General features: G+C 54.2%; 24 protein-coding genes. 19 read left to right on the top strand and 5 right to left on the bottom strand.

The genetic code is table 11. The annotated features are described in order from the left end of the window. Positions 1-81: 81 nt before the first annotated feature. Positions 82-387, bottom strand: coding sequence for a hypothetical protein (locus tag ACI1P1_RS03120; protein WP_416214900.1), 306 nt, complete (start codon positions 385-387; stop codon positions 82-84). A 719-nt stretch (positions 388-1,106) separates the two neighbouring features. On the opposite strand from ACI1P1_RS03120, the gene hisS reads away from it, so the two are divergent. The 4 genes from hisS to trpS all read left to right on the top strand — a co-directional run bounded on the left by hisS (position 1,107) and on the right by trpS (position 6,638). Further along, positions 1,107-2,357 (top strand): histidine--tRNA ligase, encoded by a 1,251-nt coding sequence (hisS, locus tag ACI1P1_RS03115; RefSeq protein WP_416214899.1) that lies wholly within the window; start codon positions 1,107-1,109, stop codon positions 2,355-2,357. Positions 2,358-2,394: 37 nt separating this feature from the next. Next, complete coding sequence (gene aspS, locus ACI1P1_RS03110) at positions 2,395-4,170, top strand: aspartate--tRNA ligase (RefSeq protein WP_416215173.1); 1,776 nt, start codon at positions 2,395-2,397, stop codon at positions 4,168-4,170. A 66-nt stretch (positions 4,171-4,236) separates the two neighbouring features. After that, the gene (locus ACI1P1_RS03105; protein WP_416214898.1) at positions 4,237-4,989 is read left to right on the top strand and encodes a tRNA threonylcarbamoyladenosine dehydratase; all 753 of its coding nucleotides are present in this window, start codon (positions 4,237-4,239) and stop codon (positions 4,987-4,989) included. A 650-nt stretch (positions 4,990-5,639) separates the two neighbouring features. Continuing rightward, positions 5,640-6,638, top strand: coding sequence for a tryptophan--tRNA ligase (trpS, locus tag ACI1P1_RS03100; RefSeq protein ID WP_416214897.1), 999 nt, complete (start codon positions 5,640-5,642; stop codon positions 6,636-6,638). Between the two features lie 203 nt (positions 6,639-6,841). On the opposite strand, the gene ACI1P1_RS03095 is transcribed toward trpS, so the two are convergent. Together ACI1P1_RS03095 and ACI1P1_RS03090 are read right to left on the bottom strand one after the other, a co-directional pair. Beyond that, a complete protein-coding gene (locus ACI1P1_RS03095; protein WP_416214896.1) occupies positions 6,842-7,078 on the bottom strand; it encodes a hypothetical protein in 237 nt (78 codons plus the stop codon). A gap of 67 nt (positions 7,079-7,145) precedes the next feature. Next, entirely contained in the window at positions 7,146-8,411 is a 1,266-nt protein-coding gene (locus ACI1P1_RS03090; RefSeq protein WP_416214895.1) for a replication-associated recombination protein A, read from the bottom strand. Between the two features lie 531 nt (positions 8,412-8,942). On the opposite strand from ACI1P1_RS03090, the gene ACI1P1_RS03085 reads away from it, so the two are divergent. After that, the gene (locus ACI1P1_RS03085; protein ID WP_416214894.1) at positions 8,943-9,674 is read left to right on the top strand and encodes a hypothetical protein; all 732 of its coding nucleotides are present in this window, start codon (positions 8,943-8,945) and stop codon (positions 9,672-9,674) included. Between the two features lie 175 nt (positions 9,675-9,849). On the opposite strand, the gene mnmA is transcribed toward ACI1P1_RS03085, so the two are convergent. Next, the gene (gene mnmA, locus ACI1P1_RS03080) at positions 9,850-10,947 is read right to left on the bottom strand and encodes a tRNA 2-thiouridine(34) synthase MnmA (RefSeq protein WP_416214893.1); all 1,098 of its coding nucleotides are present in this window, start codon (positions 10,945-10,947) and stop codon (positions 9,850-9,852) included. Between the two features lie 255 nt (positions 10,948-11,202). Here mnmA and cymR point away from each other — a divergent pair, with 255 nt between their 5' ends. The 5 genes from cymR to ACI1P1_RS03055 all read left to right on the top strand — a co-directional run bounded on the left by cymR (position 11,203) and on the right by ACI1P1_RS03055 (position 15,129). After that, complete coding sequence (gene cymR / locus ACI1P1_RS03075) at positions 11,203-11,622, top strand: cysteine metabolism transcriptional regulator CymR (RefSeq protein ID WP_416214892.1); 420 nt, start codon at positions 11,203-11,205, stop codon at positions 11,620-11,622. Between the two features lie 27 nt (positions 11,623-11,649). Continuing rightward, complete coding sequence (locus tag ACI1P1_RS03070; RefSeq protein WP_416214891.1) at positions 11,650-12,801, top strand: cysteine desulfurase family protein; 1,152 nt, start codon at positions 11,650-11,652, stop codon at positions 12,799-12,801. Between the two features lie 294 nt (positions 12,802-13,095). Beyond that, the gene (locus tag ACI1P1_RS03065; RefSeq protein WP_416214890.1) at positions 13,096-13,593 is read left to right on the top strand and encodes a PRC-barrel domain-containing protein; all 498 of its coding nucleotides are present in this window, start codon (positions 13,096-13,098) and stop codon (positions 13,591-13,593) included. 75 nt (positions 13,594-13,668) lie between these two features. Next, entirely contained in the window at positions 13,669-13,869 is a 201-nt protein-coding gene (locus ACI1P1_RS03060; RefSeq protein ID WP_416215172.1) for a hypothetical protein, read from the top strand. Between the two features lie 189 nt (positions 13,870-14,058). Beyond that, positions 14,059-15,129 (top strand): AI-2E family transporter, encoded by a 1,071-nt coding sequence (locus ACI1P1_RS03055; RefSeq protein ID WP_416215171.1) that lies wholly within the window; start codon positions 14,059-14,061, stop codon positions 15,127-15,129. A gap of 82 nt (positions 15,130-15,211) precedes the next feature. Here ACI1P1_RS03055 and asd read toward each other — a convergent pair whose 3' ends face one another. Then, positions 15,212-16,297 (bottom strand): aspartate-semialdehyde dehydrogenase, encoded by a 1,086-nt coding sequence (gene asd, locus ACI1P1_RS03050; RefSeq protein ID WP_416214889.1) that lies wholly within the window; start codon positions 16,295-16,297, stop codon positions 15,212-15,214. Positions 16,298-16,580: 283 nt separating this feature from the next. Here asd and ACI1P1_RS03045 point away from each other — a divergent pair, with 283 nt between their 5' ends. The 9 genes from ACI1P1_RS03045 (at position 16,581) to mltG (ending at position 23,764) form a co-directional block, all read left to right on the top strand. Beyond that, positions 16,581-16,748 carry an NUDIX hydrolase gene (locus ACI1P1_RS03045; protein WP_416215183.1) on the top strand — a complete coding sequence of 56 codons (168 nt, stop codon included), beginning with the start codon at positions 16,581-16,583 and terminating at the stop codon, positions 16,746-16,748. Next, positions 16,681-17,025, top strand: coding sequence for an NUDIX domain-containing protein (locus ACI1P1_RS03040; protein WP_416214888.1), 345 nt, complete (start codon positions 16,681-16,683; stop codon positions 17,023-17,025). Before ACI1P1_RS03045 ends, ACI1P1_RS03040 begins: the two co-directional genes overlap by 68 nt. Before the next feature lie 95 nt (positions 17,026-17,120). Beyond that, positions 17,121-18,086 carry an Rpn family recombination-promoting nuclease/putative transposase gene (locus ACI1P1_RS03035; RefSeq protein ID WP_416214887.1) on the top strand — a complete coding sequence of 322 codons (966 nt, stop codon included), beginning with the start codon at positions 17,121-17,123 and terminating at the stop codon, positions 18,084-18,086. A 366-nt stretch (positions 18,087-18,452) separates the two neighbouring features. After that, positions 18,453-21,095, top strand: a complete 2,643-nt coding sequence (alaS, locus tag ACI1P1_RS03030) for an alanine--tRNA ligase (protein WP_416214886.1) — start codon at positions 18,453-18,455, stop codon at positions 21,093-21,095. A gap of 125 nt (positions 21,096-21,220) precedes the next feature. Further along, a complete protein-coding gene (locus tag ACI1P1_RS03025; protein WP_416214885.1) occupies positions 21,221-21,493 on the top strand; it encodes an IreB family regulatory phosphoprotein in 273 nt (90 codons plus the stop codon). Positions 21,494-21,533: 40 nt separating this feature from the next. Continuing rightward, complete coding sequence (gene ruvX, locus ACI1P1_RS03020) at positions 21,534-21,950, top strand: Holliday junction resolvase RuvX (protein ID WP_416214884.1); 417 nt, start codon at positions 21,534-21,536, stop codon at positions 21,948-21,950. A gap of 5 nt (positions 21,951-21,955) precedes the next feature. Further along, positions 21,956-22,264, top strand: a complete 309-nt coding sequence (locus ACI1P1_RS03015; protein WP_416214883.1) for a DUF1292 domain-containing protein — start codon at positions 21,956-21,958, stop codon at positions 22,262-22,264. Continuing rightward, the gene (locus tag ACI1P1_RS03010) at positions 22,261-22,569 is read left to right on the top strand and encodes a DUF1292 domain-containing protein (protein ID WP_416214882.1); all 309 of its coding nucleotides are present in this window, start codon (positions 22,261-22,263) and stop codon (positions 22,567-22,569) included. The genes ACI1P1_RS03015 and ACI1P1_RS03010 overlap by 4 nt, the downstream gene beginning before the upstream one ends. 112 nt (positions 22,570-22,681) lie before the next feature. Next, complete coding sequence (gene mltG / locus ACI1P1_RS03005; RefSeq protein ID WP_416214881.1) at positions 22,682-23,764, top strand: endolytic transglycosylase MltG; 1,083 nt, start codon at positions 22,682-22,684, stop codon at positions 23,762-23,764. Positions 23,765-23,776 lie beyond the last annotated feature (12 nt).

Genomic DNA, 23,776 nt, shown 5'->3' with positions numbered 1-23,776 from the left:
TCTCGCGAGGGGGAACACCTCAAAAGGATGGCTTTTTGTGTGCATGTGTGTGGTAATGCGCCGCGGCGGAAGGAGGGCTACTTATGCTTCTTCTTCGGTTTCTTCGATTTCTTCGGCTTCGTCTTCTTCGTCTTCATCTGCTGCATCCAGTTCAGCAGCTTCTTCCAGCTCCTCATCCGTGGCTTCTTCATCCAACTCAGCCACTTCCAGGATTTCTTCCTCCTCGAAAAGCTCCTCCAGAGTATCCACTTCCTGCACCTCGCCGGCAATTTCGTCGGTTGCTTCGTCGACAACTTCCCCGGTTACTTCCTCAGCAGCCTCGTCGACAGCGATTTCTGCTTCTACAGCCTCATCCAAAGCTTCGATTGATTGAAATTCCTCCGCCATGTTTGTTCCCTCCGTTTTATCGTTTCACAAGGTTTTTCCTTGTTGATTTCATGTATATGTCTGTCCCAACAACATAGACTAGCCTGCGCAAATAATTTTTAAAGCGCTTTATATAAAGCGTTTCATAATTTGTAATATATTTGTAATCAGCCCTTAATGATTCTTTAACAGGCTTTAGATACAATTATCTACGACCCCCTTTTTAAAATATATTTTCTCTTAAACCTACACTTTGCGGTAGGTTTCTTCTTTTTTAGCCCCCTATGCAGGGGAGAATAGATTTTCGCCGCTTGACTTTATCCGACAGCTTGTTTACAATTTGAACTAATATTCATCCTATGATTCGTTGAAGGGACAAAGTACTTCATTCCCCGCATCTTCAGAGAGGAAGCCAAGGCTGGAAGCTTCCGTTGCAGGAGAAGGAAAGACCTCCCCGAGAACAAGCCGTGAACCCGGGGGTGCATGCTTATGCAGCAAGCGCCGGACGTGCAGTAACGGATTTGCGTATGGCGGTCGTTACCCGCCCTTAAAGTGCGGAACCTTCATCCATTGGCGCTCAAGCCGTGGTATGTTCCGAATAGCGGGTGGTACCGCGGGAAATTGTTCATCCAATCTCTCGTCCCAGGCATGATTTTCATTAGCCGGGGATGGGGGATTTTTTGCGTTTTAAACAGGGCAATAGACAGGGGATTATTTCAAGAAAGAGAGGCTGACGGACGTTGAGTATTCAAAGACCCAAGGGGACGCAGGATTTTCTGCCGGGAACTGTGGAGGTATGGCAATTTATCGAGAAAACCGCCAGGGATGTTTGCCGCCGGTTCCATTACCAGGAAATCCGGACGCCGATTTTTGAGCATACGGAGCTGTTCTCCCGGGGTGTGGGTGAAACCACCGATATTGTGGAGAAGGAAATGTACACCTTCCTGGACAAGGGCAACCGCTCCATCTCCCTGCGGCCGGAGGGGACAGCCGGAGTAGTAAGGGCTTATGTGGAGAACAAGCTGTATGGCGAGCCTGATGTATGCAAGCTGTATTATACCGGACCGATGTTCCGTTATGAGCAGCCGCAGGCCGGACGATTCCGGCAGTTTCACCAGTTTGGCGTAGAGGCCTTCGGTGCTACGGATCCTTCCATCGATGCTGAGGTTATTGCCCTGGGGCTGACTATTTATGAGGAGCTGGGGCTTAAGGGAGTGCGGGTGGAGATCAATTCCGTGGGCAATGCAGAAAGCCGCGGCGCCTACCGCGAAGCCCTCCTTGGTTTCCTGGAACCGAAACGGCATCTGCTGTGCCGGGATTGCCAATCCCGGATGGACCGCAATCCGCTGCGGGTACTGGACTGCAAAGTGGATCAAGCACATTTCGTCGGGGTGCCGGAGCTGATCGATTATCTGGATGAGGAATGCCTCACCCACTTCGAAGCGGTAAAAAGCCACCTGACGGCCATGGGGATTTCCTTTTCCATCAATCCCCGGCTGGTGCGGGGGTTGGATTATTACACGCTGACCGCCTTCGAATACAAGGCGGAGGGAATCGGTGCCATCGATACCATCGGCGGCGGTGGACGGTATAACGGCCTGGTCGGCCAAATCGGCGGCCAGGACCAGCCGGGCATCGGCTTTGGCATCGGCCTGGAGCGTACGGCTTTGGTGCTGGGGGCCCAAGGGGTGGACATTCCCCGGGAGAATGAGCTGGCGGTGTATCTGATCGGCATGGGGGATGCGGCGGAAGCCAAAACCACAGCGATCCTGTACCAGCTGCGCCGGGCAGGGATCGCCTGCGAGAAGGATTACCAGAACCGGAAGATGAAGGCCAGGATGAAGTCGGCGGACCGGGTGCAGGCGCGTTTTGTGGCCATTCTCGGCGACGAGGAGCTGGCGGCTGATGAAATAACGGTGAAGCGGATGGAAACCGGAGATCAGGAACGGGTACCATTAGCCGGATTAGCTGATTGGATCAAGAGTCACTAATTTATTTACCACATATACGGAGGTTACGAAAATGTCTATGTTAAGAACCCATCAATGCGGTCTGCTGACCAAGGCCGATGTTGGCACGAAAGTTACCCTGAACGGCTGGGTCCAGCGCCGCCGGGATTTGGGCGGAGTGCTGTTTATTGATCTGCGTGACCGCAGCGGTATCGTACAAGTGGTTTTCAATCCTGATTTCTCCGGCGAAGCGCTGGCCATTGCCGACCGTGCGCGGAATGAATATGTGCTGGCGGTAAGCGGCACGGTAGTGGAACGCAGTGCGGACACTAAAAACCCCAACCTGGAAACCGGCGAAATCGAGGTCCGGATTACCGAAATCGAGATTATGAATGCTGCCAAAACCCCTCCCTTCTTCATCGAGGATGGTGTGGAGGTGGATGAGCAGGTGCGCCTGAAGTACCGCTATCTGGACCTGCGCCGTCCGGAAATGCAGCGTTCCCTGTATCTGCGCTCCAAAGCCGCCAAGGTTTTCCGGGATTATCTGGACGAAAACGGCTTTGTGGAAGTGGAAACACCGATTTTGACCAAAAGCTCTCCGGAGGGCGCACGGGATTATCTGGTGCCGAGCCGTGTCCATCCGGGCGAATTCTTCGCCCTGCCCCAATCCCCGCAGCTGTATAAGCAGCTTCTGATGGTTGGCGGCGTAGAGCGTTATTACCAGATCGCCCGCTGCTTCCGCGACGAGGACCTGCGTGCGGACCGGCAGCCGGAATTTACCCAGGTGGACATTGAAACCTCCTTCCTCTCCCGGGACCAGCTCCTGGATATGATGGAGGAGCTGTGTGTGAAGCTCTTCAAAGCCACGCTGGACATGGATATCCCCCGTCCCTTCCAACGTCTGACCTATGCTGACGCTATGGGCAAATACGGCTCCGACAAGCCGGACCTGCGGTTTGGCTTGGAGCTGCGCGATGTGTCCGACATTGTGGCAACAAGCGGCGTGAAGGTGTTTGCTTCCGTGGTTGCCGGAGGCGGCATCGTCAAGGCGCTGAACGCCAAGGGCTGCGCATCCTGGAGCCGCAAGGAGCTGGATGATCTGGCTCCGTTTGCTTCCCGTTACGGCGGCAAGGGCCTGGCCTGGATTCAAATCAAGGACGGCGAATGGAAGGGGCCTATCGTCAAGTTCTTCAACGAAGCGGAAATCGCTGCTCTTACCGAACGTCTGGACGCCCAAGAGGGAGACGTGCTGATTTTCTCCGCGGACAAGGCCAAGGTAGTTAACGATGTGCTGGGCAACCTGCGCCTGAAGGTAGGCAAGGACCTGGGACTGATCAACGAAAACGAGTATAAGTTTGCGTGGGTTATCGACTTCCCGCTATTGGGTTATGATGAGGAAGCCAAACGGTATGTGGCCGAGCATCATCCGTTTACCCGTCCTCATGAGGAGGACCTGCATTATTTCGACACCGATCCGGGCAAAATCCGGGCTCAAGCTTATGACCTGGTATTGAACGGCTACGAAGTGGGCGGAGGCTCCATGCGGATATACAAACGCGAGGTGCAGGAAAAAATGTTCGACGCTTTGGGCTTCTCCCCGGAGCTGGCCAGAGAGAAATTCGGCTACCTGCTGGACGCCTTCGAATACGGCACACCGCCCCATGGCGGCATGGCTTACGGCTTCGACCGTCTGGTGATGCTGATCGCCAAACAATCCAACCTGCGTGAGGTTATTGCCTTCCCGAAAACAGCCAGCGCCACCTGTCTCATGATGAGCGCGCCGAGCCCTGTGGACGAGGAGCAGCTGGAGGAGCTGTCCATCAAATTGGCAGTGAAGGAGCCCGCGGCCAAGTAAGATAGACGTCAGACCCGCGGCGCTCCGCGAGGAGCGCGCGGATTGAAATATAGGAGGATTTACCCGATGCTGCATCAATTTTCCCGCACGGAGCTTGCCGTTGGAGAAGAAGGGCTGAATATCTTGAAGAACAGCACCGTAGCGGTGCTGGGTATCGGCGGTGTAGGCTCCATTGCCGCTGAAGCCCTGGCCCGCTCCGGCGTTGGCCGGATTATCATGATTGATAAGGATGTGGTGGATATCACCAACATCAACCGGCAAATTCACGCCCTCTTGTCCACGGTGGGTAAGCCTAAGGCGGAGCTGATGAAAAACCGGATTGCCGATATCAATCCGGAATGCGACGCCATTGCCCTCAAGATGTTTTATACGGAAGAAACTTATGAAGAACTGTTCCAATATCCGCTGGACTATGTCCTGGATGCGTCGGATACGGTCAGCTACAAGATCCACTTGATCAAGGAATGCCTGAAGCGCAAAATCCCCGTCATTTCCTGTATGGGGGCAGCCAACAAAATGGATCCTTCCCGGTTCCAAGTGGCGGATATTTCCAAAACCACCGTGGATCCCATTGCCCGGGTCATCCGCCAGAAGCTGCGTAAGGATGGGATCCACAAGGGGGTCAAGGTGGTATTCTCCACTGAGGAGCCGCTTTTGCCTCGTGAGGATATTACCCAGAAGATCGTACCGGAGAATGCTCCGGAAATCCGCAAGGCCCAGAACCCTCCTGCCAGCAACGCGTTTGTGCCTCCGGTGGCCGGTTTGATTATGGTCGGTGCGGCGGTTAAGGATCTGTTGAAAAAGAAGGCTGCGCAATAAGCGGCTGAACACAAAATCGCTCTCTCTTGCTTAGAAGCAGGGGAGGGTGATTTTGCTTTTACCATACCCTATTGACTGATTGTGCAATTTGGAGTAGAATTCAGCCATATCTGAACAACCTGGAAAAAGGGTAAGTAGACATAAGGAAATGGACTCAGAGAGCCGGTGGCTGCTGCGAACCGGTGTCCGGCCTATGCTCGAATGGCCTTTGGAGTTGCTTTGCCCAATCGCTTCGATGAGGCGTAGTAGGGAAAGCCGGGATTCCCGCCGTTATCAAGGGAGCGGTATCGGGCAGGCTTCCTGTGAAGAAGCGACGTGACCCCGTACTGTCAGCGGACCTTTAACGCCTGGCACAGGCGCAGGAAGGTTATTTAAGGTGGCCAACGATAAGCTTCGTCCTTAGAGGACGGGGCTTTTTTTATTGGGTAAAAACGGGGGCACCCCCGAAAGTAGTCGGAATAGGCTTCGAAGCATTTGCTTCACTTTTGGGGGAATCATTCCGGGGGCACCCCCAAAAGTAGTTGGAATAAGCTTCGAAGCATTTGCTTCACTTTTGGGGGATTTATGAAAGGGGGTGATGGCCATGGATGATGGCTGGGATTGGTGCCGGAAACATACGAGTCAAAATACCAATTTAGGAGGAAACAGCAATGAAAAATCGTGTATTAACTGGGGACCGGGTCACCGGCAAGCTGCATCTGGGCCATTACGCCGGAAGCTTGAAGAACCGGGTGGCGCTGCAGGAGGAGCATGAATGTTTTGTGATGCTGGCGGATGTGCAGGCGTTAACCACTCATTTTGAACGGTCGGAGCTGATCAGTTGCTCTCTGAAGGAGATGGCGCTGGATTACCTGGCGGCAGGAATCGATCCCAACAAAACCTCTATTTTTATCCAATCCATGGTACCGGAGATTGCCGAGCTGACCATGTTTTTCTCCATGCTGGTTACGGTAAATACATTGCGCCATAACCCCACGGTGAAGGCAGAGTCCAAAGGCGCGGGTTTGGATGAGCTGTATTACGGGTTTTTGGGGTACCCGGTGAGCCAGGCGGCGGATATTGCCTTTTGCAAGGCAACGCTTATTCCGGTTGGCGAGGATCAGCTGCCTCACCTGGAGCTGGCCCGCAAGGTAGTGCGGCGCTTCAACGAGCTGTACAAACCGGTGCTGGTGGAGCCACAGGCGCTGATCAGTGAGGTGCCGAGGCTGGTCGGGACGGATGGGGAGGCCAAAATGAGCAAAAGCCTGGGCAACGCCATAGAGCTGGACTGCAGTGCGGAGGAGCTGGCGCTGAAGCTCCGCAAAGCCAAAACCGATCCGGCTCGGATTCATAAAAATGATCCGGGACATCCGGACATTTGCCCTATCTATGCTTATCATGGAGCCTTCCGGCCGGAGGGAGCTGTGGAGATCCGGGAAAACTGTGAAGCGGGGACCATCGGCTGCTCGGCGTGCAAAGAAAAGCTGCGGCTGGCCTTGGAGGGGCTGCTGGCCCCTATGCGTGAGCGACGGGTTGATTATGCGGCACGACCGCGTGACATTGACGACATTCTGCAGGCGGGCACCGCAGAGGTCCGCCGCATTGCCGCTGTAACCATGGGCGAGGTGCGGGAGGCCATGGGCCTGGATTATTTCGGCCGCAGCCGCTAGGTCGTGTTTGTAAACTCCGAGGGGAGCAGATTTTGCTGAATTTTCGTTCCAGGCAAGGCACTTTCGTGAAGGCGTACCGGGGGTACGTCAAGCGGAAGTAACGATGCAAGGGACGAAAAGGCGGTGAAAGAAGCCCTCAAGCGGGGTTGCAAACACGGCCAAGAAGAAGACCCTGCACGTAGCGGTGCAGGGTCTTCATATTACTACCGCCGGAGTTCCTCCAACCGGTCCAGAATGATGCCTTGTGCATAAAGCCCCAGTCCCAGAGCAATACCGCCGATCCACCATATCACCGCTTCGCCGAATTGGAAGCCATAATGATTAACGGGTGAACCGGCCGCTTCGGTTACGGTGTACAGGATATCCCGCCCCTTGGCAATACCGGCAATAATCCCCGTAAGTGCCGCTGCAATTCCCGCCAATCTAAGAATAATGGCCAACTCTTTTTCCTCCCCGAAAAAATTGGTGTGTTATTTCATTTATCCGCTTGAACCGGAGCTGACCCACCTACAGCCTTCCCTGCTCCTTGTACCGTGCATAAATTTTCCCTTCCGTACCGCTGTTGTGCGGTCTGTAGAAACGGGTTTTGCCCAGCTCGGGCGGCAGATAATGGTTGGAGGCACCAGGGTTGTCGATGGGATTCCGGTATGACTTGCTGCCGTCCCGGATATCCTCGGGAACCTCATAAGCAGGGGAACGGGCCACCAGCTCCAAGGCGCCGTTAATGGCTTTATAGGCGCTGTTGGATTTAGGGCTTTCACAGATGAAGATCACCGCTTGGGCCAGCGCCATCCTCGCCTCCGGCATTCCTACGAACAGCACGGCATCCTTGGCGGCCAGAGCCATCTGCAGGGCAACCGGGTTACCCATACCCACATCCTCTGTAGAGTGGACCACAATCCGGCGGGCAATATATTCCGGATCCACACCGCTGTAGAGAAGGCGCGCCAGCCAGTACATGGCCGCATCTGTCTGGCCGCCACGCATGGATTTGCACAGGGCGGAGGTCAGATTGTACCGGTCGCTGGTGGTTATGCCGTTCAAGCGGAATGAATACGCCTCCTGAACATGGCGCAGCTCAAGGGTGTCCGTGCCTTGAAGGGAGTAAGCGGCAGCCTCCAGGGCATTCAGTGCATTGCGCACATCCCCATTGGAGATATCTGCCAGATAGTCCAATGCTTCCTCCGACAGCGAGATGCCGGAGCCGCCCAGCCCACGATTCTTGTCCGTCATGGCTCTTTTGAGCATATCCCGGATGTTATCCGTGGAGAAGGAATTCAATCTGTATACCCGGCATCTGGATACCAGAGGCGGGATGATATCATGGTGAATGCTCTCCGTCGTGCAGCCGATGAGGATGATGGTTCCATTTTCCACCACGGGCAGTAGAGCTTCCTGAATATTGCTCTTCAAGGCGTGAATCTCGTCGATCATTACAATGGTTTTGTTACCGTAAAGCTGAAGCTGGTCGCGGGCCTCTTCAAAGGTTTTGCGCAGCTCGGCAATGGCCAGGGAGACCGCATTCAGCTTGATGAAATTGGACTTGGTCATCTGGCTGATGATGGTGGCCAATGTAGTTTTGCCGGAGGAGGGGGGCCCTTGGAGGATCATGGAGGGGACCCGGTCCGTCTCGATCAGCACACGCAAAGACTTTCCCTTGCCCACCAGATGCTCCTGGCCGGTATATTCGTCTAAAGACAAAGGACGCATCCGCTCGGCCAGCGGCTTGAAGCTTTCGTCCTTGGGCTGCTGCATTGAAGAAAATAAGTCCATTTCCATTCGCCACCTTACACACGTTACTTGCGTCGCGGCCCGAAGGCACACTTCGTCTATTTTACCATATTTTCGCCGGTACTTCCCGGGGCAATGGCGGCAGGAAGGGATTTATGATGCTTCACGGATGATGTTGTGTGTGCATAAGTGGGGGTAGTTGGGTAAAAAATGGGGTAATGGTTATCCGTTTGGGCGGACGGAGCCTGCCCGGCGGCTGCTAACGGACCCAGCTTCCTTTATTCAGCGGAAAACCTGTATTTTCTTCTGTATACGGACTGACGTTCCGCTATTGGTTCCGAAAATAAGGAATAGACCGGCATACGAAGCAAATAACGGCCTGTGAGTCCGTGAAATGTTCCAAAGAGGGTTTATTTGGATAAATAAGGGAACGTCAGTCCGTAACACTTCTGTCTGGGTTCGGCGGGTATTGATCCATAGTGATTGTTTGCCCAAATCATGATCAGCTTGTAACTTTCGTCTGCTGTTTGCCGTCCATACATTATGCAAGCAGCCAAGGAGAGGAGAATCAGCATGAAATCCATCGCCGCAAGTCTGCTCCTGCTCACACTGGCTGCCGGCTGCCAAAACAGCTCCGCACCTGTGGCTACCGGCACCATCCCGGCTTCTGCAGCCACTGCCTCTGTATCGCCACCCGCTGCTCCTGCAACTCCCGCTCCGGCGGAGAGCAAGGCCCCGGGGGCTACCGCTTCCCCGGCAGCGTCCACTGCCGCGTCGGCAGCCCCGGCCTCCGCCGGGGAGATCCGGCAGCAGGTGGAGGCTGCCGCAGCCAAAGCCGTCGTCGCCCTGAAGGAACGGGACTGGGCCGGGTTGGCCCTTGCCGCACATCCGGATAAGGGTGTGCGGATGTCTCCTTACGTCCATGTGGACATGAAGCAGGACGTGATTTTGACCCGGGATGAGATTAAACGGCTTCAGGATGACAAAACCGTCCGTACTTGGGGGGCATATGATGGCTCCGGAGAGCCCATAAAGCTGACCTTCGCCGAGTTCTACGACAAATTCCTGTACAACCATGACTATGCCAAACCGGAGAAGTCTGCTTATGATGAGCCGATCGGCAAGGGGAACACCGTCAACAACATCAAGGAAGTATATCCCGGCAGCCATTTTGTGGAGTATTATTTCAGCGGCTTTGATCCGAAGGTGCAGGGGATGGACTGGGCCAGCTTGATTCTGGTTTTCGAGGAGAAGGGTGGCGCGTGGTATTTAACGGGGCTGGTCCGCAACCAGTGGACAATATAATACATTCCCCCAAAAGTGAAGCCAAGCGCTGAAGCTTATTCCGATTACTTTTGGGGGAGCCCCCGACAACCATCCCCCAAAAGTGAAGCCGGATCCTCCGCCTCACAAAAAACTGCCTCCCTAAGCTGTGGAGGCTTAGAGCGGCAGTCGGCTGCAGATAGGGTTGCTGAACGGTTTACTTCCGGATGATCTTGTCGATGGTGGCGCCGCCCAGGCAGACCTCGCCGTCGTAGAAGACGACGATCTGCCCCGGGGTTACCGCCCGCTGGGGCTCGGCGAATTCCACCCGGCAGGTGCCGTCCTCCGGTGAAACATGAACCGTCACCGGCTGGTCGGGCTGGCGGTAGCGGAACTTGGCCGTGCATTTCAGTACCGCCGGAGGAGTTCCACCCGGAATCCAATTGAAGCCCGTAGCGGTTAAGCCCACCGAATACAGGTAGGAGTCATCCCCCTGGGCGACAATCAGAGTGTTCGTCTCCAGGTTCTTGTCCACCACAAACCATGGTTCTCCTGTGCCGGAGCCGCCGATACCCAATCCCTGGCGCTGCCCCAGAGTGTAGTACATCAGGCCCTCATGCCGACCCTTCAGCTCCCCGGACAGCGTACGCATTTCTCCAGGCTGGGCGGGCAGGTATTGGCTCAGGAACTCCTTGAAGTTGCGTTCGCCGATAAAGCAAACGCCGGTGCTGTCCTTCTTTTTGGCAGTGGCCAGTCCGGCTTCCTCAGCAATGCGGCGCACCTCCGGCTTGGGCAGATGCCCGATGGGGAACATGGCCTTGCTCAGCTGATACTGGTTTAAGGGGCTCAGGAAGTAGGTCTGATCCTTGCCTGGATCATTGCCCCGCAGGAGACGGTAAATCCCGTCCTGCTGATCCACCTGGGCATAATGGCCCGTTGCAATATAATCGGCTCCCAGATCCAGCGCCTTCTGCAGGAATTCGCCGAACTTGATCTCCCGGTTGCACATCACATCCGGGTTGGGTGTCCGCCCCCGGCGGTATTCCTCCAGGAAATAGGCGAAAACTTTATCGAAATACTGCTTTTCGAAATTTACGGTATAGTAGGGGATGCCGATTTGCTCCGCCACCCGGCGCACATCCTCGGCGTCATCCTCCGCGGTGCAATGGCCGAATTCGTCGGTATCATCCCAGTTTTTCATGAAAACGCCAATGACGTCATATCCCTGCTGCTTCAGGAGAAGGGCGGCTACGGAGGAATCCACGCCTCCGGACATGCCCAGGACAACCCGTGTATCTTGTGGTGCTTTCATCATGTTTTCGCCAGACCTTTCATTTGGGAAATATGCAATACCTCCTATTGTACCATTTTTCTAAAACAGAAGCATTTTTTTCATGAAGTTGTCATACTGGAGTTCCCAAGAACCTCTTGGTTGTGATAACATAATAACGATGTGGATAAAAAAATCGGTTATCAGCGGATTTGAATTCCGGACTGTCTGGACATGCTGGTAAGGGACAGATTCGACCACTGGAGCGGAACAAGAACAGTCGATTGAGGTGGCGTTCTCTTGAAAATATCAACTAAAGGCCGTTACGGCCTTACCATTATGATGGAACTTGCAGCTAAGAACGGGGAAGGTCCAACCTCCCTCAAAAGTATTGCCGAAAAGCACCGTCTCTCTGAGCATTATCTGGAGCAGCTTATCGCCCCTCTGCGTAATGCGGGGCTGGTGAAGAGCATCCGCGGCGCGTACGGCGGATATATTCTTTCCAAGAATCCCGAGGAGATTACCGCCGGCCACATTATCCGTGTGCTGGAGGGACCCATCAGCCCGGTGGATTTCACCGAGGAGGATGATCCGGCGAAGCGCGATCTGTGGATCCGCATCCGGGATGCCATCGCAGAGGTGCTGGATTCCACCACCTTGGCCAACCTCATTGAATTCCATGATGAAGGCAAGATGGATAATTATATGTTTTACATTTAAATGTAAAATAGAAGGTGTATGGATTTCATGAACCTCATCTATCTGGACCATGCGGCGGCAACGCCGTTATTGCCTGAAGTGCTGGATGCGATGCTGCCGCTCCTCCGGGAGCAATACGGCAATCCTTCCAGCCTTCACCGTTTTGGGCGGGATGCCCGGGCCGTCCTGTCCCGCGCACGGGAAACCATCGCCGGGCTGCTTCATTGTGCACCCAAGGAGCTGATTTTCACCGGAGGTGGCACGGAAGCGGACAATGCTGCCCTATTCGGGCTGGCTCCGCTGCCTGCCGGTCCCAAAAACCATATCATCACATCGGCAGTGGAACACCACGCGGTGCTTCATGCGTGTGAGAAGCTGGAGCAGGCCGGATACGAGATCACGTATTTGCCTGCTGACCGTTCAGGATTGGTTTCGACGGAAGACGTGGAAGCGGCCATTACCTCTAGGACTCTGCTGATTTCCGTCATGTACGGAAACAATGAAGTAGGGTCCATTCAGCCTGTTTCCGCTATCGGACTCCTGGCCAGAAGCCGGGGTATCCCCTTCCATGTGGATGCCGTCCAGGCGGCGGGGCTGGTGCCTATTGATTTGTCCACACTGCCGGTAGATCTCATGAGCTTCTCGGCCCATAAGCTGGGCGGCCCTAAGGGTATCGGTGCCCTGTACTGCTCCTCGCGGATTCACCTGTCCCCGCTTATCTATGGAGGGGCACAGGAAAGAAGGAAACGTGCAGGTACGGAGGATGTGGCTGCTGCTGCTGGATTTGCTGAAGCCCTTCGCCTTTCTGTGGAATCTATGGAGACGAAGCAACGCCGGATGGAGGAGCTGCGCACCCGTATGCTCCACGGCCTGGAGGCCAGATTGGGTACAGAAGGCTTCGTCATAAACGGACCCTCCCGTTCTGAGGACCGGCTGCCCCACATCCTTCATGTAAGCTTTCCGGGCTGCACCACAGAAACTCTTCTGATGCGGCTTGATTTGGAGGGAATTGCTGCGGCCAGCGGCTCCGCCTGCACCTCGGGATCGCTGGAGCTGTCCCATGTGCTTACAGCTATGGGGCTCCCCCAGGAGGTGGCCGCTTCCGCCGTCCGCTTCAGCTTCGGTCCGCAAACAACTTTTGAAGAAATTGATTTTACCTGCGAAAAAGTTGGAACCATTGTGGAACGTCTGCGTAGATAGAGGAACGGCTGCCTAAAAAAGGACGGCCAAAAAACAGATGCCGCGCTTTAACCTTAGGCCGTGTTTGCAAACCCGCTTGAGGGCATCTTTCACCGCCTTTTCGTCCCTTGCATCGTTACTTCCGCTTGACGTACCCCGGTACGCCTTCACGAAAGTGCCTTGCTATGAACGAAAATTCGCCATAATCTGCTCCCCTCGGAGTTTGCAAACACGCCCTAGGATAATTCTTCAATTTTGCCGCACCCTATGCTTGAGTGGACAAGCAGCCGGACCTGGGCAAAGGAGGAATCGTACATGAGGAGCGTGTGCAACTTGTTGGGATTGCCTGTGATGGATATCGTCACCGGTAAACGGATAGGCACGGTGAAGGATGTGCTGGTGACCGGCGACTGGAAGCTCCGCGGCATCGTCCTGGAGTACAAATCCTGGTTTAATTCCGCCCGTTATGTGGAATGGAATGCCCTGGTTTCCATCGGGGAGGACGCGGTGATCATCAACAGCAAGGCGTCTGTCCGTCCCTTCAAATCCTTTCCTGATACCAGTCTTTTGGGATGGGGCAAGGAGAAGCTGAAGGGTTTGCCGATGGTTTCCGTAGAAGGAATCCAGATGGGGCGTTTGGAGGATGTTTATTTTTCAGAAAAAATGGAAGACTCTATAGTAGGACTGGAGCTGTCGGACGGAATTCTGACAGACTTGCAGGAGGGAAGGCGAAGGATTCCCGTTCCGCCGGGTGCTGTGCGGGGCGAAGACGCCATTACGGTGCGGACCTGCCAGCCGGTGGGCAGCCCGTAGGGAAGGAACACCTGCTTACATGCATGCGGATGAAAGAAGCAATTTATTTTACGGAACAGGGTGATGGATTTGACAATGCAATGTCCCAACTGCAATTCCCGGGATATCGGAAAAATTGGCTCCCACCAGTTTTACTGCTGGGGCTGCTTCATTGAATTGACGGTAAACGGTGACAAAATGTCCGTTTATCAAGTAGAAGAGGACGGTACACTCAGCTCTCTGGACGATCTCTTCTTCGAAGACGAATTTATTGCGGAGCAAATTCAGGCCAACTGACCTGTCTGCACCGCTTGCTCCTAAAGCCCCCGCCTTTTGGCGGTTTGGGCTTTTTTGGCGTTTGTCCCCCGTGGGCTTACGTTTCTCCTGTTTTGTCCCTGTAAGGTTTATTTCCCCTTGGGCAACATATACTACACTAAAGGAGTCTGTCCGGCTGAAGGGACATACCAAGACAAAGGGGGGACTATGATGGAACCATTCTGGTCGACCAAACGGTTTCGAGTCCTGATTTATGCCCTGCTGGGGCTTCTGATCGTGTACATGCTGTGGCTCGTCCGGCCTATTCTTGGGGGGATCTTCAGCTTTGCCAAGGCGGTGCTGGCGCCTTTTATTATCGCTATGATCATTTCGTATGTGCTGAATCCCGTGGTAGTGCTGCTGAACCGCAGGAGAGTGCCGCGGACAGTGGCGGTGCTTTTGATATATGTGACTTTTCTCGGTTCCCTCACTGTGATTCTCATGAACGGCATTCCCATGTTTATGAACCAGCTCACCGAGCTCAATGCGCATATGCCGGAATTCACCATGCGGGCCCAGGGGATGATCGACCAGTTCAACGACAGCGAAATGCTGCCCGACAGCATACGCAGCGGCATCAACAATTCTCTGTTCCGGCTGGAGCAAGGTGTTTCCGATTGGGTGGCCAACTATCTCAACGGGATCGGCAGCAAGCTGAATGTGCTGTTCGTGGCGTTGATTGTACCGTTTGTAGCCTTTTATATTCTGAAGGATTTCCAGCTCATCGAAAAAACGGTCCTGGCTGTTGTTCCGCGCAAACACCGCCGCCATATTACCCGGCTCCTGTTCGAAATCGACGAGGCGTTAGGCAGCTACATAAGGGGGCAATTTCTGGTCTGCATCATCATCGGAGTAATGGCGTACATCGGGTATTGGCTCATCGGAATGGAATATCCGCTGCTTCTGGCCTGTGTGGTGGCGGTATTCAACATTATTCCTTACCTGGGCCCGTATCTGGGTGCCGCGCCGGGAGTGCTTATGGCAGCCTCCATCTCGTGGAAAATGGTACTGTACGTGCTGTTGGTCAACTGGATCTGCCAGCTGCTGGAGGGCAATGTTATATCCCCCCAAGTGGTGGGGCGGTCCTTGCATATGCATCCGCTGCTCATCATTTTTGCCTTATTAGTAGGCGGACAAGTGGCGGGGGTGGCCGGACTGATTTTGGCAGTGCCGTTTTTTGCAGTGCTGAAGGTGGTGTTTTCCCATGTATCCCAATACTTCATTCAGCGGCGGACCACTTAGGAACCGGAAAAAGAGTATCCGGTAACACAAAAAAGAGCTGCCCAACTTGCGGGACAGCTCTTTCTTTAATCGCTCAGACAGCTTACTTGGCTTGAATATACCCTTCCGCCTTCAGCAGCTCGGCGATCAGCACCGCGCCGCCTGCGGCACCACGCAGGGTGTTGTGGGACAGGCTGACGAACTTGTAATCGTGCAGGAGATCCTCACGAAGTCTGCCGACAGAGACTCCCATGCCGTTTTCGATGTTCCGGTCCAATCCGGTTTGCGGACGGTTCTCTTCTTCGAAGTAGGTAATGAACTGCTTCGGGGCGCTGGGGAGCTGGAGCTCCTGGGGTCTGCCCTTGAAGCTTCTCCACAGGTCGATGATCTCGTCCTTGGGGGGCTTCTTTTCGAAGGAGGCGAATACCGCGGCCAAGTGTCCGTCAGCTACCGGCACCCGGATGCATTGGGTAGTGATGGCCGGGCTGGCGGCCTTCACGATGGCGCCGTTTACGATGCTGCCCCAGATGCGCAGAGGCTCCTGCTCGCTCTTTTCTTCCTCGCCGCCGATGTACGGAATAACGTTGTCGATCATTTCCGGCCATTCCTTGAAGGTTTTGCCCGCGCCGGAAATGGCCTGATAGGTGGTCGCCACTACAGCGGTCGGCTTAAAGGCCGCAAGGGCGCTCAAGGCCGGCACATAGCTTTGAATGGAGCAGTTGGGCTTAACGGCGATAAAGCCGGTTGTGGTGCCCAAACGCTTGCGCTGATGCTCAATGACGGCAATATGGCCCGGGTTGATCTCGGGAATCACCATCGGAATGTCAGGCGTCCAGCGGTGGGCCGAGTTATTGGAGATAACCGGTGTGCCGGTTTTGGCGTAAGTCTCCTCCAGCGCTTTAATTTCGTCCTTCTTCATATCCACAGCACAGAAGATCAGATCCACCTGCGCGGCAAATTCCTCTACTTTGGACGCATCCTCAACCGTAATGGATTTCACGGCCTCCGGCATGGGCTGCTCCAGCTTCCATCTGCCCTTTACCGCTTCCTCATACACCTTGCCTGCGGAGCTGGCACTGGCTGCGATTGCCGTTACTTCAAACCAGGGATGATTTTCTAAGAGATTGATAAAGCGTTGGCCTACCATGCCGGTGCCCCCGACAATACCTGCCCGTAACTTGCGAGACATTCGGATTTTCCCCTTTCTACATAACGCAATGATTAGCGTCATTATAAAGAACTTAGAGCCTCTAGGCAATACCTGTTTTTTATCCAGCAGCAGGCGGTTGTCTGCAAAAGGTTCTTAATAAATCAGTTTTCTCTGATTTTTTAGAGTATGCGGTCTTTTTCGGGGAAGTGTCGGGCCACCAGTGAAGGTTACGGGAATCATTTGTAAGGGATTTACATGGGAACATATGTTTGATATAGTGAAAGAGTGAGCTTTTTGGACGGATACTAGGAGGCCGATGCCTGTGGTAGAAAAGCAGGAGGTTATTTCATTTGGAATGAAGCTTGAGGCAACGGAGTATAAAGAGAGGCCTGCGGCATATGCCGTGATCATGAATAAGCGGCATGAAGTGGCGGTGGTCCGCTCGAGGGGCATGCTTTTTTTTGCCTGGAGGAGGAATAGAAGAGGGTGAAGCCCGTGAAGAATGCCTGAGACGGGAATGTATTGAGGAACTGGGATACGATATTGAGCTTGGCTCCTACATCGGTTGTTCAGTACAATATTTAGTTTCCCATGTGACGGGCGAACCTCTAAAAATAATCGGGTATTTCTACCGGGCTGTTCTGGGTGGACCCAACGGGCGCAAATCCGAGCCGGATCATGTATTGGACTGGCTTCCCTGGGAGCAGGCCGCTTCCGGTATGTACACTGAGATTGCCACTTGGGCCATTCACTCTTGCGTTTCATAAAAGAATAAACGGTCGCAAAGCATGCGCCGATTGTTCCCTGCTACAGGGGGCAGTCGGCTTTTTTATTTATCTCCATTGGAAAGGTGTTGAAAAGTATGAAGCAAAACCGGCCTCCGTCCCATGATGAGGCGTTGAAAAAGCTTCTTCAGACTTTTTTTGCCGAGTTTTTAGAGCTTTTTCTGCCGGAGGTAGCAGAGCAGCTGGATCACCGGGAAACACGCTTCCTTCAGCAGGAGCTGCTGGTGGATGTGGTAGGCGGTGAATCGAGGGAGCTGGATTTGCTGTTGGCTACACGTTTCCGGGATAAGGATGCTTATGTGTTGGTCCATTTCGAACCGCAATCTTACCGTGAGGCGGATTTTCATGAAAGGATGTTCATTTACTTCAGCCGTTTGTTTGAGCTGTACCGCAAGGAATTTAAGCTGATTATCCCTATTGCCGTATTTTCTATGGATGGAGTGCGTCAAGAACGGGACAGCATCCGCATGCATGTGGGGGAGCATGAGATCTTGCAGTTCCGGTTTTTGCAGGTGAAGCTGAAAAGCCACAATTGGCGGGATTTTATGGATTCGGATAATCCGGTGGCTGCTGCCTTATTGGCCAAAATGCGTTATACTAAGAAAGAAGCAAGAGAGTTAAGAACGGCCTATTTAAGGATGCTGCTGCGGCTGGGCGATAAGCTGGATGCCGCAAAGCTGGCCTTAATTATGTCTGTGGCGGATCTATATTATAAACCCGTTCCACAGGAGGACGAGGACATAATCCGCCAACTGCAGGCGGAGGGATTCCGGGGAGGGAGGAAGATCATGGAATTGATGCCGGCATGGAAGCGTTGGGGTTATGAAGAAGGGCTGGAAAAGGGAATTGAACAGGGAATAGAAAAAGGTATTGAAAAAGGAATGGAAAAAGGGCTGGAGCAAGGACTCGAAACGGCTGCCCGCAATCTAATTGCTATGGGAATGGATGACGCGGCTGTCATTAAAGCGACAGGTCTTTCTCCCCACAAAATCCGTGCCTTGCGGAATTTGCCGGAGGATCATGTTTCCAGGCGGCCTAATTGACAAGGTTCGCCGGATTGGATATAATATACCAACGTATATGGTAAAGCATTGAAGGAAATGAGTAGTCCATAGCCCGCCGTGTTAGAGAGAAGGTTCCGGTAATCTCCCAGGGGAGCACCGCCGGCTGCAAGAACCTTTACGGCGAAGAATGGCCGAAGCCCTTTCCTGAGCGCGGAGCGAACTCCGCCGGCTAAGAACCGTTATCTTCCTTCAAGGAGACTTTTGCAGCCTGCCGCAGTCAGCGGCCTCGGGCACAAAGTAACCAGGGTGGTACCGCGATATAATCGTCCCTGTTTCAGGGGCGTTTTTTTATTTTTATATGTGGAATGTTGTTTTTCTATACCCTTCGAGGAGGCAGAACCATTCATGAAAGCCAGTGAAATCAGAAGCAAATGGCTGGAGTTTTTCGCCAGCAAAGGACACAAAATCGAGCCCAGCGCATCCCTGGTGCCCCACAACGACCCGTCTCTCCTCTGGATCAACGCCGGTATGGCGCCCCTGAAGCCGTATTTCGACGGCCGGGTGAAGCCGGAGAATCCGCGGATCACCAATGCCCAGAAGTGCATCCGTACCAATGATATTGAGAATGTGGGCAAAACCCGCCGCCATCACACCTTTTTCGAAATGCTGGGCAATTTCTCCATTGGCGATTATTTCAAGGAAGAGGCCATCACCTGGGCATGGGAATTCCTGACCGGCCCTCAGTGGATCGGCTTTGACCCGGAGCGTTTGTCCGTGACTGTTTATAATGAAGACCAGGAAGCCTTCGATCTCTGGAGCAAGAAAATCGGCATTCCCGAAAACCGCATCTACAAGCTGGACCGGGACAGCAACTTCTGGGATATTGGCGAAGGCCCGTGCGGCCCCTGCACCGAAATTTTTTACGACCGTGGCGACAAGTACGGCGATCTGAACGATCCCGAGTGCTGGCCGGGCGGGGAGAACGAACGGTTCCTGGAAGTATGGAATCTGGTATTCTCCCAGTTCAACCACAACAAGGACGGCAGCTACACGCCGCTGCCCAACAAAAATATCGATACTGGTGCAGGTCTGGAGCGGTTTGCTTCCATTCTGCAGGATGTGGACTCCAACTTCGACACGGACCTCTTCCAGCCGCTTATACAGAAAACCTGCGACATTGCCGGTGTCACCTACAAAAAGGACAACGACACCGACGTAGCCTTGAAGGTTGTGGCTGACCATATCCGCACCGTAGCCTTCTCCGTAGGGGATGGAGTGCTTCCTTCCAACGAAGGCCGGGGTTATGTGATCCGCCGTCTTCTGCGCCGTGCCGTGCGTTACGGAAAGTCCGTATTGGGCATGGATAAGCCCTTCCTGTATCTGCTGACTCCGGTAGTCGGCGAAATAATGGGCGTGTACTATCCGGAAGTGGTGGAAAAGCGGGAATACATCGAAAAGGTCATCCGCACGGAGGAGGAGCGCTTCCACGAGACCCTCTCCGACGGTTTGGCCATTCTGAACACCCTGGCTGAAAAGGCCAAAGCGGCAGGGGCCAAGGAATTGGCCGGAGCCGACGCTTTTAAGCTGTATGATACCTACGGCTTCCCTTTTGACCTGACGGAGGATTTCGCATCCGAGAACGGCCTTACCGTAGACCGGGAGGGCTTTGACAAGGCGATGGAGGAGCAGCGGGAACGCGCCCGTTCAGGACGACATGCCACGGAAAGCATGAAGGTGCAGGGCGGTCCTTTGTCGGAATTTACGGATAAAAGTGAATTTATTGGATATACTGGGCTGATAGCAGAAGCCCGGATCATTGCCTTGGTAGTGTCCGGCGAGCTGGTGCAGGAAGCGGCAGCCGGTGCGACCGCTCAGGTCATTCTGGACAGAACCCCCTTCTATGCCGAATCCGGCGGCCAGGTCAGCGACTTCGGCATTCTGGAAGGAACCGGTGTGGTGGCGGATGTCCGGGAGGTATCCAAGGCTCCCCACGGGCAGCATGTGCATACGGTGCTGGTGCGCGAAGGCGCATTGAAAGCCGGTACGACTGTCTCCGCATTGGTGGACCGTGCCAACAGAAGCCACATTATCAAGAACCATACTGCAACACATTTGCTGCACAAAGCGTTAAAGGAAGTGCTTGGCCAGCACGTCAACCAGGCCGGCTCCCTGGTATCCGCCGACCGTCTGCGCTTCGACTTCTCCCACTTCGGGAGCATCAGCGCCGAAGAGCTGCAGGATATTGAAATCCGGGTGAACCGCCAGATCTGGGAAGGCACGGAAGTGGATATTGCCAGCATGCCTATCGATGATGCCAAGGCTTTGGGGGCGATGGCTCTATTCGGAGAAAAATACGGAGATGTGGTCCGTGTGGTCCGGGTTGGCGATTACAGCATCGAGCTGTGTGGCGGCTGCCACGTATCCTCTACGGCGCAGATCGGGCTGTTCAAGATTGTCAGCGAAAGCGGCATCGGCTCCGGTGTCCGCCGGATTGAGGCCGTAACCGGCAAGCAAGCTTATGAATATCTGGATGGCCAGCTGGAGCTTCTGAAGGAAGCGGCCCAACTGCTCAAAACCAACGTGGCGGATCTACCGAAACGGGTGGAGGCGGCCCTCAGCCAAATGAAGGAGCTGTCCCGGGAGAATGAATCCCTGCGGGCAAAAGCAAGCCTTGCTGAAGCGGGAAGCCTGACCGACAAGCTGCGCACCATTGGCGGTATTCCGGTATTGGCCGAGCAGGTGCATGCAGGGGATATGGATTCCTTGCGGAATATGGTGGACAGCCTCAAGGCCAAGCTGGGCTCCGCCGTTATCGTGCTGGGCTCCGTACAGGAGGACAAGGTAAATCTGGTGGCGGCGGTCACACCTGATCTGGTAGCCAAGGGGCTCCATGCCGGCAAGCTGGTGAAGGAAGCTGCTGCGCGCTGCGGCGGTGGCGGCGGAGGACGTCCGGATATGGCTCAGGCAGGGGGCAAGGACCCGTCCAAGCTGGCTGAAGCGCTGGAGCTGGCGGCAGATTTGGCCGGTAAACAGGGTGCAGGAGTGTAAATCCAAGTTTTTCTTATTCCGAATAAAGGTATTTCGACAGCCTTTGGAGAATATAACCAGAGTAACATGCGATTTCGTATACTCCTTATAGGCGGAAATTATTTCTCAAGCGGGAGGTGCCGGTTGTGAATTCGATGGACAAAACGATGAAGTTCGATGTCGTGCCTGAAGGAGTGGAGACTTCCCCTAAGGAAGTCCTGCTGGCCGTATACGATGCGCTGCAGGAAAAGGGGTATAACCCCATCAACCAAATCGTCGGGTATCTGCTTTCCGGTGATCCGGCTTATATTCCCCGGCATAACAATGCCCGGAGCCTGATCCGCAAGCGCGAGCGGGATGAGCTTATTGAGGAGCTGGTGCGGGCGTACCTGGCCCAGCACAAGGTCTCCCAGAAGTAACCCCGTGCCCGAGTAAAGACAAGGGAGAACGGACGAACACATGCGATGGATGGGACTGGATTACGGCGACCGCCGAATCGGTGTGGCCTTAAGTGACGAGCTGGGCTGGACCGCCCAGGGTCACTCGGTACTGGAGCGCCGCAAGCCTGAGGATGATATGGAAAAGCTCCGCATAATCGCTGTCGAGAATGGCGTGACGGATATTGTCGTCGGCCTGCCGAAGAATATGAACGGCTCGATTGGTCCCCGCGGTGAGTTATGCCAGGCCTTTGCCGAAGAGCTTCGTGCTAAACTCGGGCTTCCCGTATATCTGTGGGATGAACGGCTGACTACGGTGGCAGCAGAGAGAACGCTGCTGTCCGCCGACGTCAGCAGGAAAAAGCGCAAGCAAGTGATCGACAAAATGGCCGCGGCGCTTATTTTGCAAGGTTACATGGATGCCAAATCGAAAGGGTGAGCAGGATGGCGAACAAGCCGGTCCAAGAAGAAGAGCCGGAAATCATTTACATTCCGGATGAGGAAGGCAATGAAGAGGAATTCGAAGTCATCATGCGCTTTGAGGTGGATGGCAGCGACAAGAAGTACATGATGCTGGTGCCTGTGGTTACCTCTGAGGATGAAGAGGAAAGCGACGAGGTGTATGCCTTCCGGTACGAGGAAGAGGGAGACGACCTGCAATTGTTCACCATTGACGATGAAGAAGAATGGAACATTGTGGAGGAAACCTTCAACACCTTAATGGAAGAAATGGATGAAGAGGTTACTCCATGAAAACGCCTTCCTTGGATGATGTGAAGCATCTCTCCGTCCTGAAGGAAGCCTTCGGGGAAGAAGTCCTTCTGGAGGATGGAGAGGGCGCTTCAGAGCCGCAGCGGATCCTGGCCGAATTTGAGGTGAACGGCGTATCTTACGCCATTCTCCAAAGCGACCGGATGAAGCGTGAAGACGAAACGGCCCTGTATCACATTATCACCGACGAGCAGGGTGAGCTTCAGCTGGCAGAGGTGCCGGATGATGACGAATGGGAGACCATCCTTGAACTATATGACGAAATGACGGTCTCGTTTGAAGAGTAAGTAAGAAAAATGGAACACGGAAGCGAAGTATGGTACGATAAAAGGAGCGGCTCTTTGGTCGCTCTTTTTTTCGTAGATAACTGATCCAGATAGAGGAGGAAACCGGGCTTTGATGGCTGAGGCACTTGAACAAAACCCGAAAAAAAGAAGCGGATGGAAAACCGTCCTGCTCATTTTGCTGATTATCTTTCTGTTGGGTACGGTGGCCGCAGGCGGCGCCGGTTATTATGTTTACCGCTCCCTTCAGCCTATGGCGCAAGGAGAGCCGGTGGAGGTGTCAATCCCTTCCGGAACGGGTTCAGCCGGCATCGCTAAGCTGCTGGAGGACCACGGCATTATCCGAAGCGGCATGATTTTCTCCGCCTATCTGAAGGTTAAGCAGGAAGGCGGCCGCTTCCAGGCCGGAGATTACCAACTGGTACCAGGCATGACCCTGGCTGAGATAACCGACAAGCTGAACCGCGGGGATGTAATCAAGGAGGAAATGATCCGGTTTACCATTCCCGAGGGGTACACGGTGCTGCAGATTGCCGACAAGCTGGCAGCCGACGGGATCATCAACAAGGAAGCCTTCCTCGCTTTAGCGGCTGATGCCGACAGGTGGACACAGCCCTGGGTCAAAAGCATCCCGGACAATGCCCAGCTCCGCCATAGGCTGGAGGGGTACCTGTTTCCTGAAACCTATGAAATGAAGAAGGAAAGCACGGAGGAGGCTATTCTGGGCCGGCTGCTCTCCGAATGGGACAGGAAGCAAAAGTCTCTGCCGCAGGGCTGGGAAGCGCAGATGGACAAGCTGGGATTGAATCTCCATGGCATCTTGACAGTCGCCTCCCTGGTGGAGCGTGAGGTAGCGGTTGATGAGGAACGCGCTCTGGTGGCCGGGGTGATCTACAACAGGCTCAAGCAGAAGATGCCCCTGCAAATCGATGCCACCGTGCAGTACCTCTTCGATAAGCAAAAGGAGCGTTTGTTTGAGAAGGACCTGCAGACACAAAGCCCGTATAATACGTATTTGAATGCCGGTCTTCCTCCAGGCCCCATTGCCAGCCCTGGGTTATTATCCATTAAGGCGGCTCTGTATCCGGAGGAAACGAAATATCTGTTCTACGTCACCAAGAAGGACGGAAGCGGACGCCATCTGTTTGCCGAAACCTTCGAGGAGCATAAGAAAAACAACGCGGCCAGCAAACAGTAGAGACAGAACGGC

It is taken from the genome of Paenibacillus mesotrionivorans, from assembly GCF_046098205.1.
Classification (GTDB): Bacteria; Bacillota; Bacilli; order Paenibacillales; family NBRC-103111; genus Paenibacillus_AR; species Paenibacillus_AR mesotrionivorans.
This window is presented reverse-complemented; position numbering and strand designations above follow the sequence as displayed.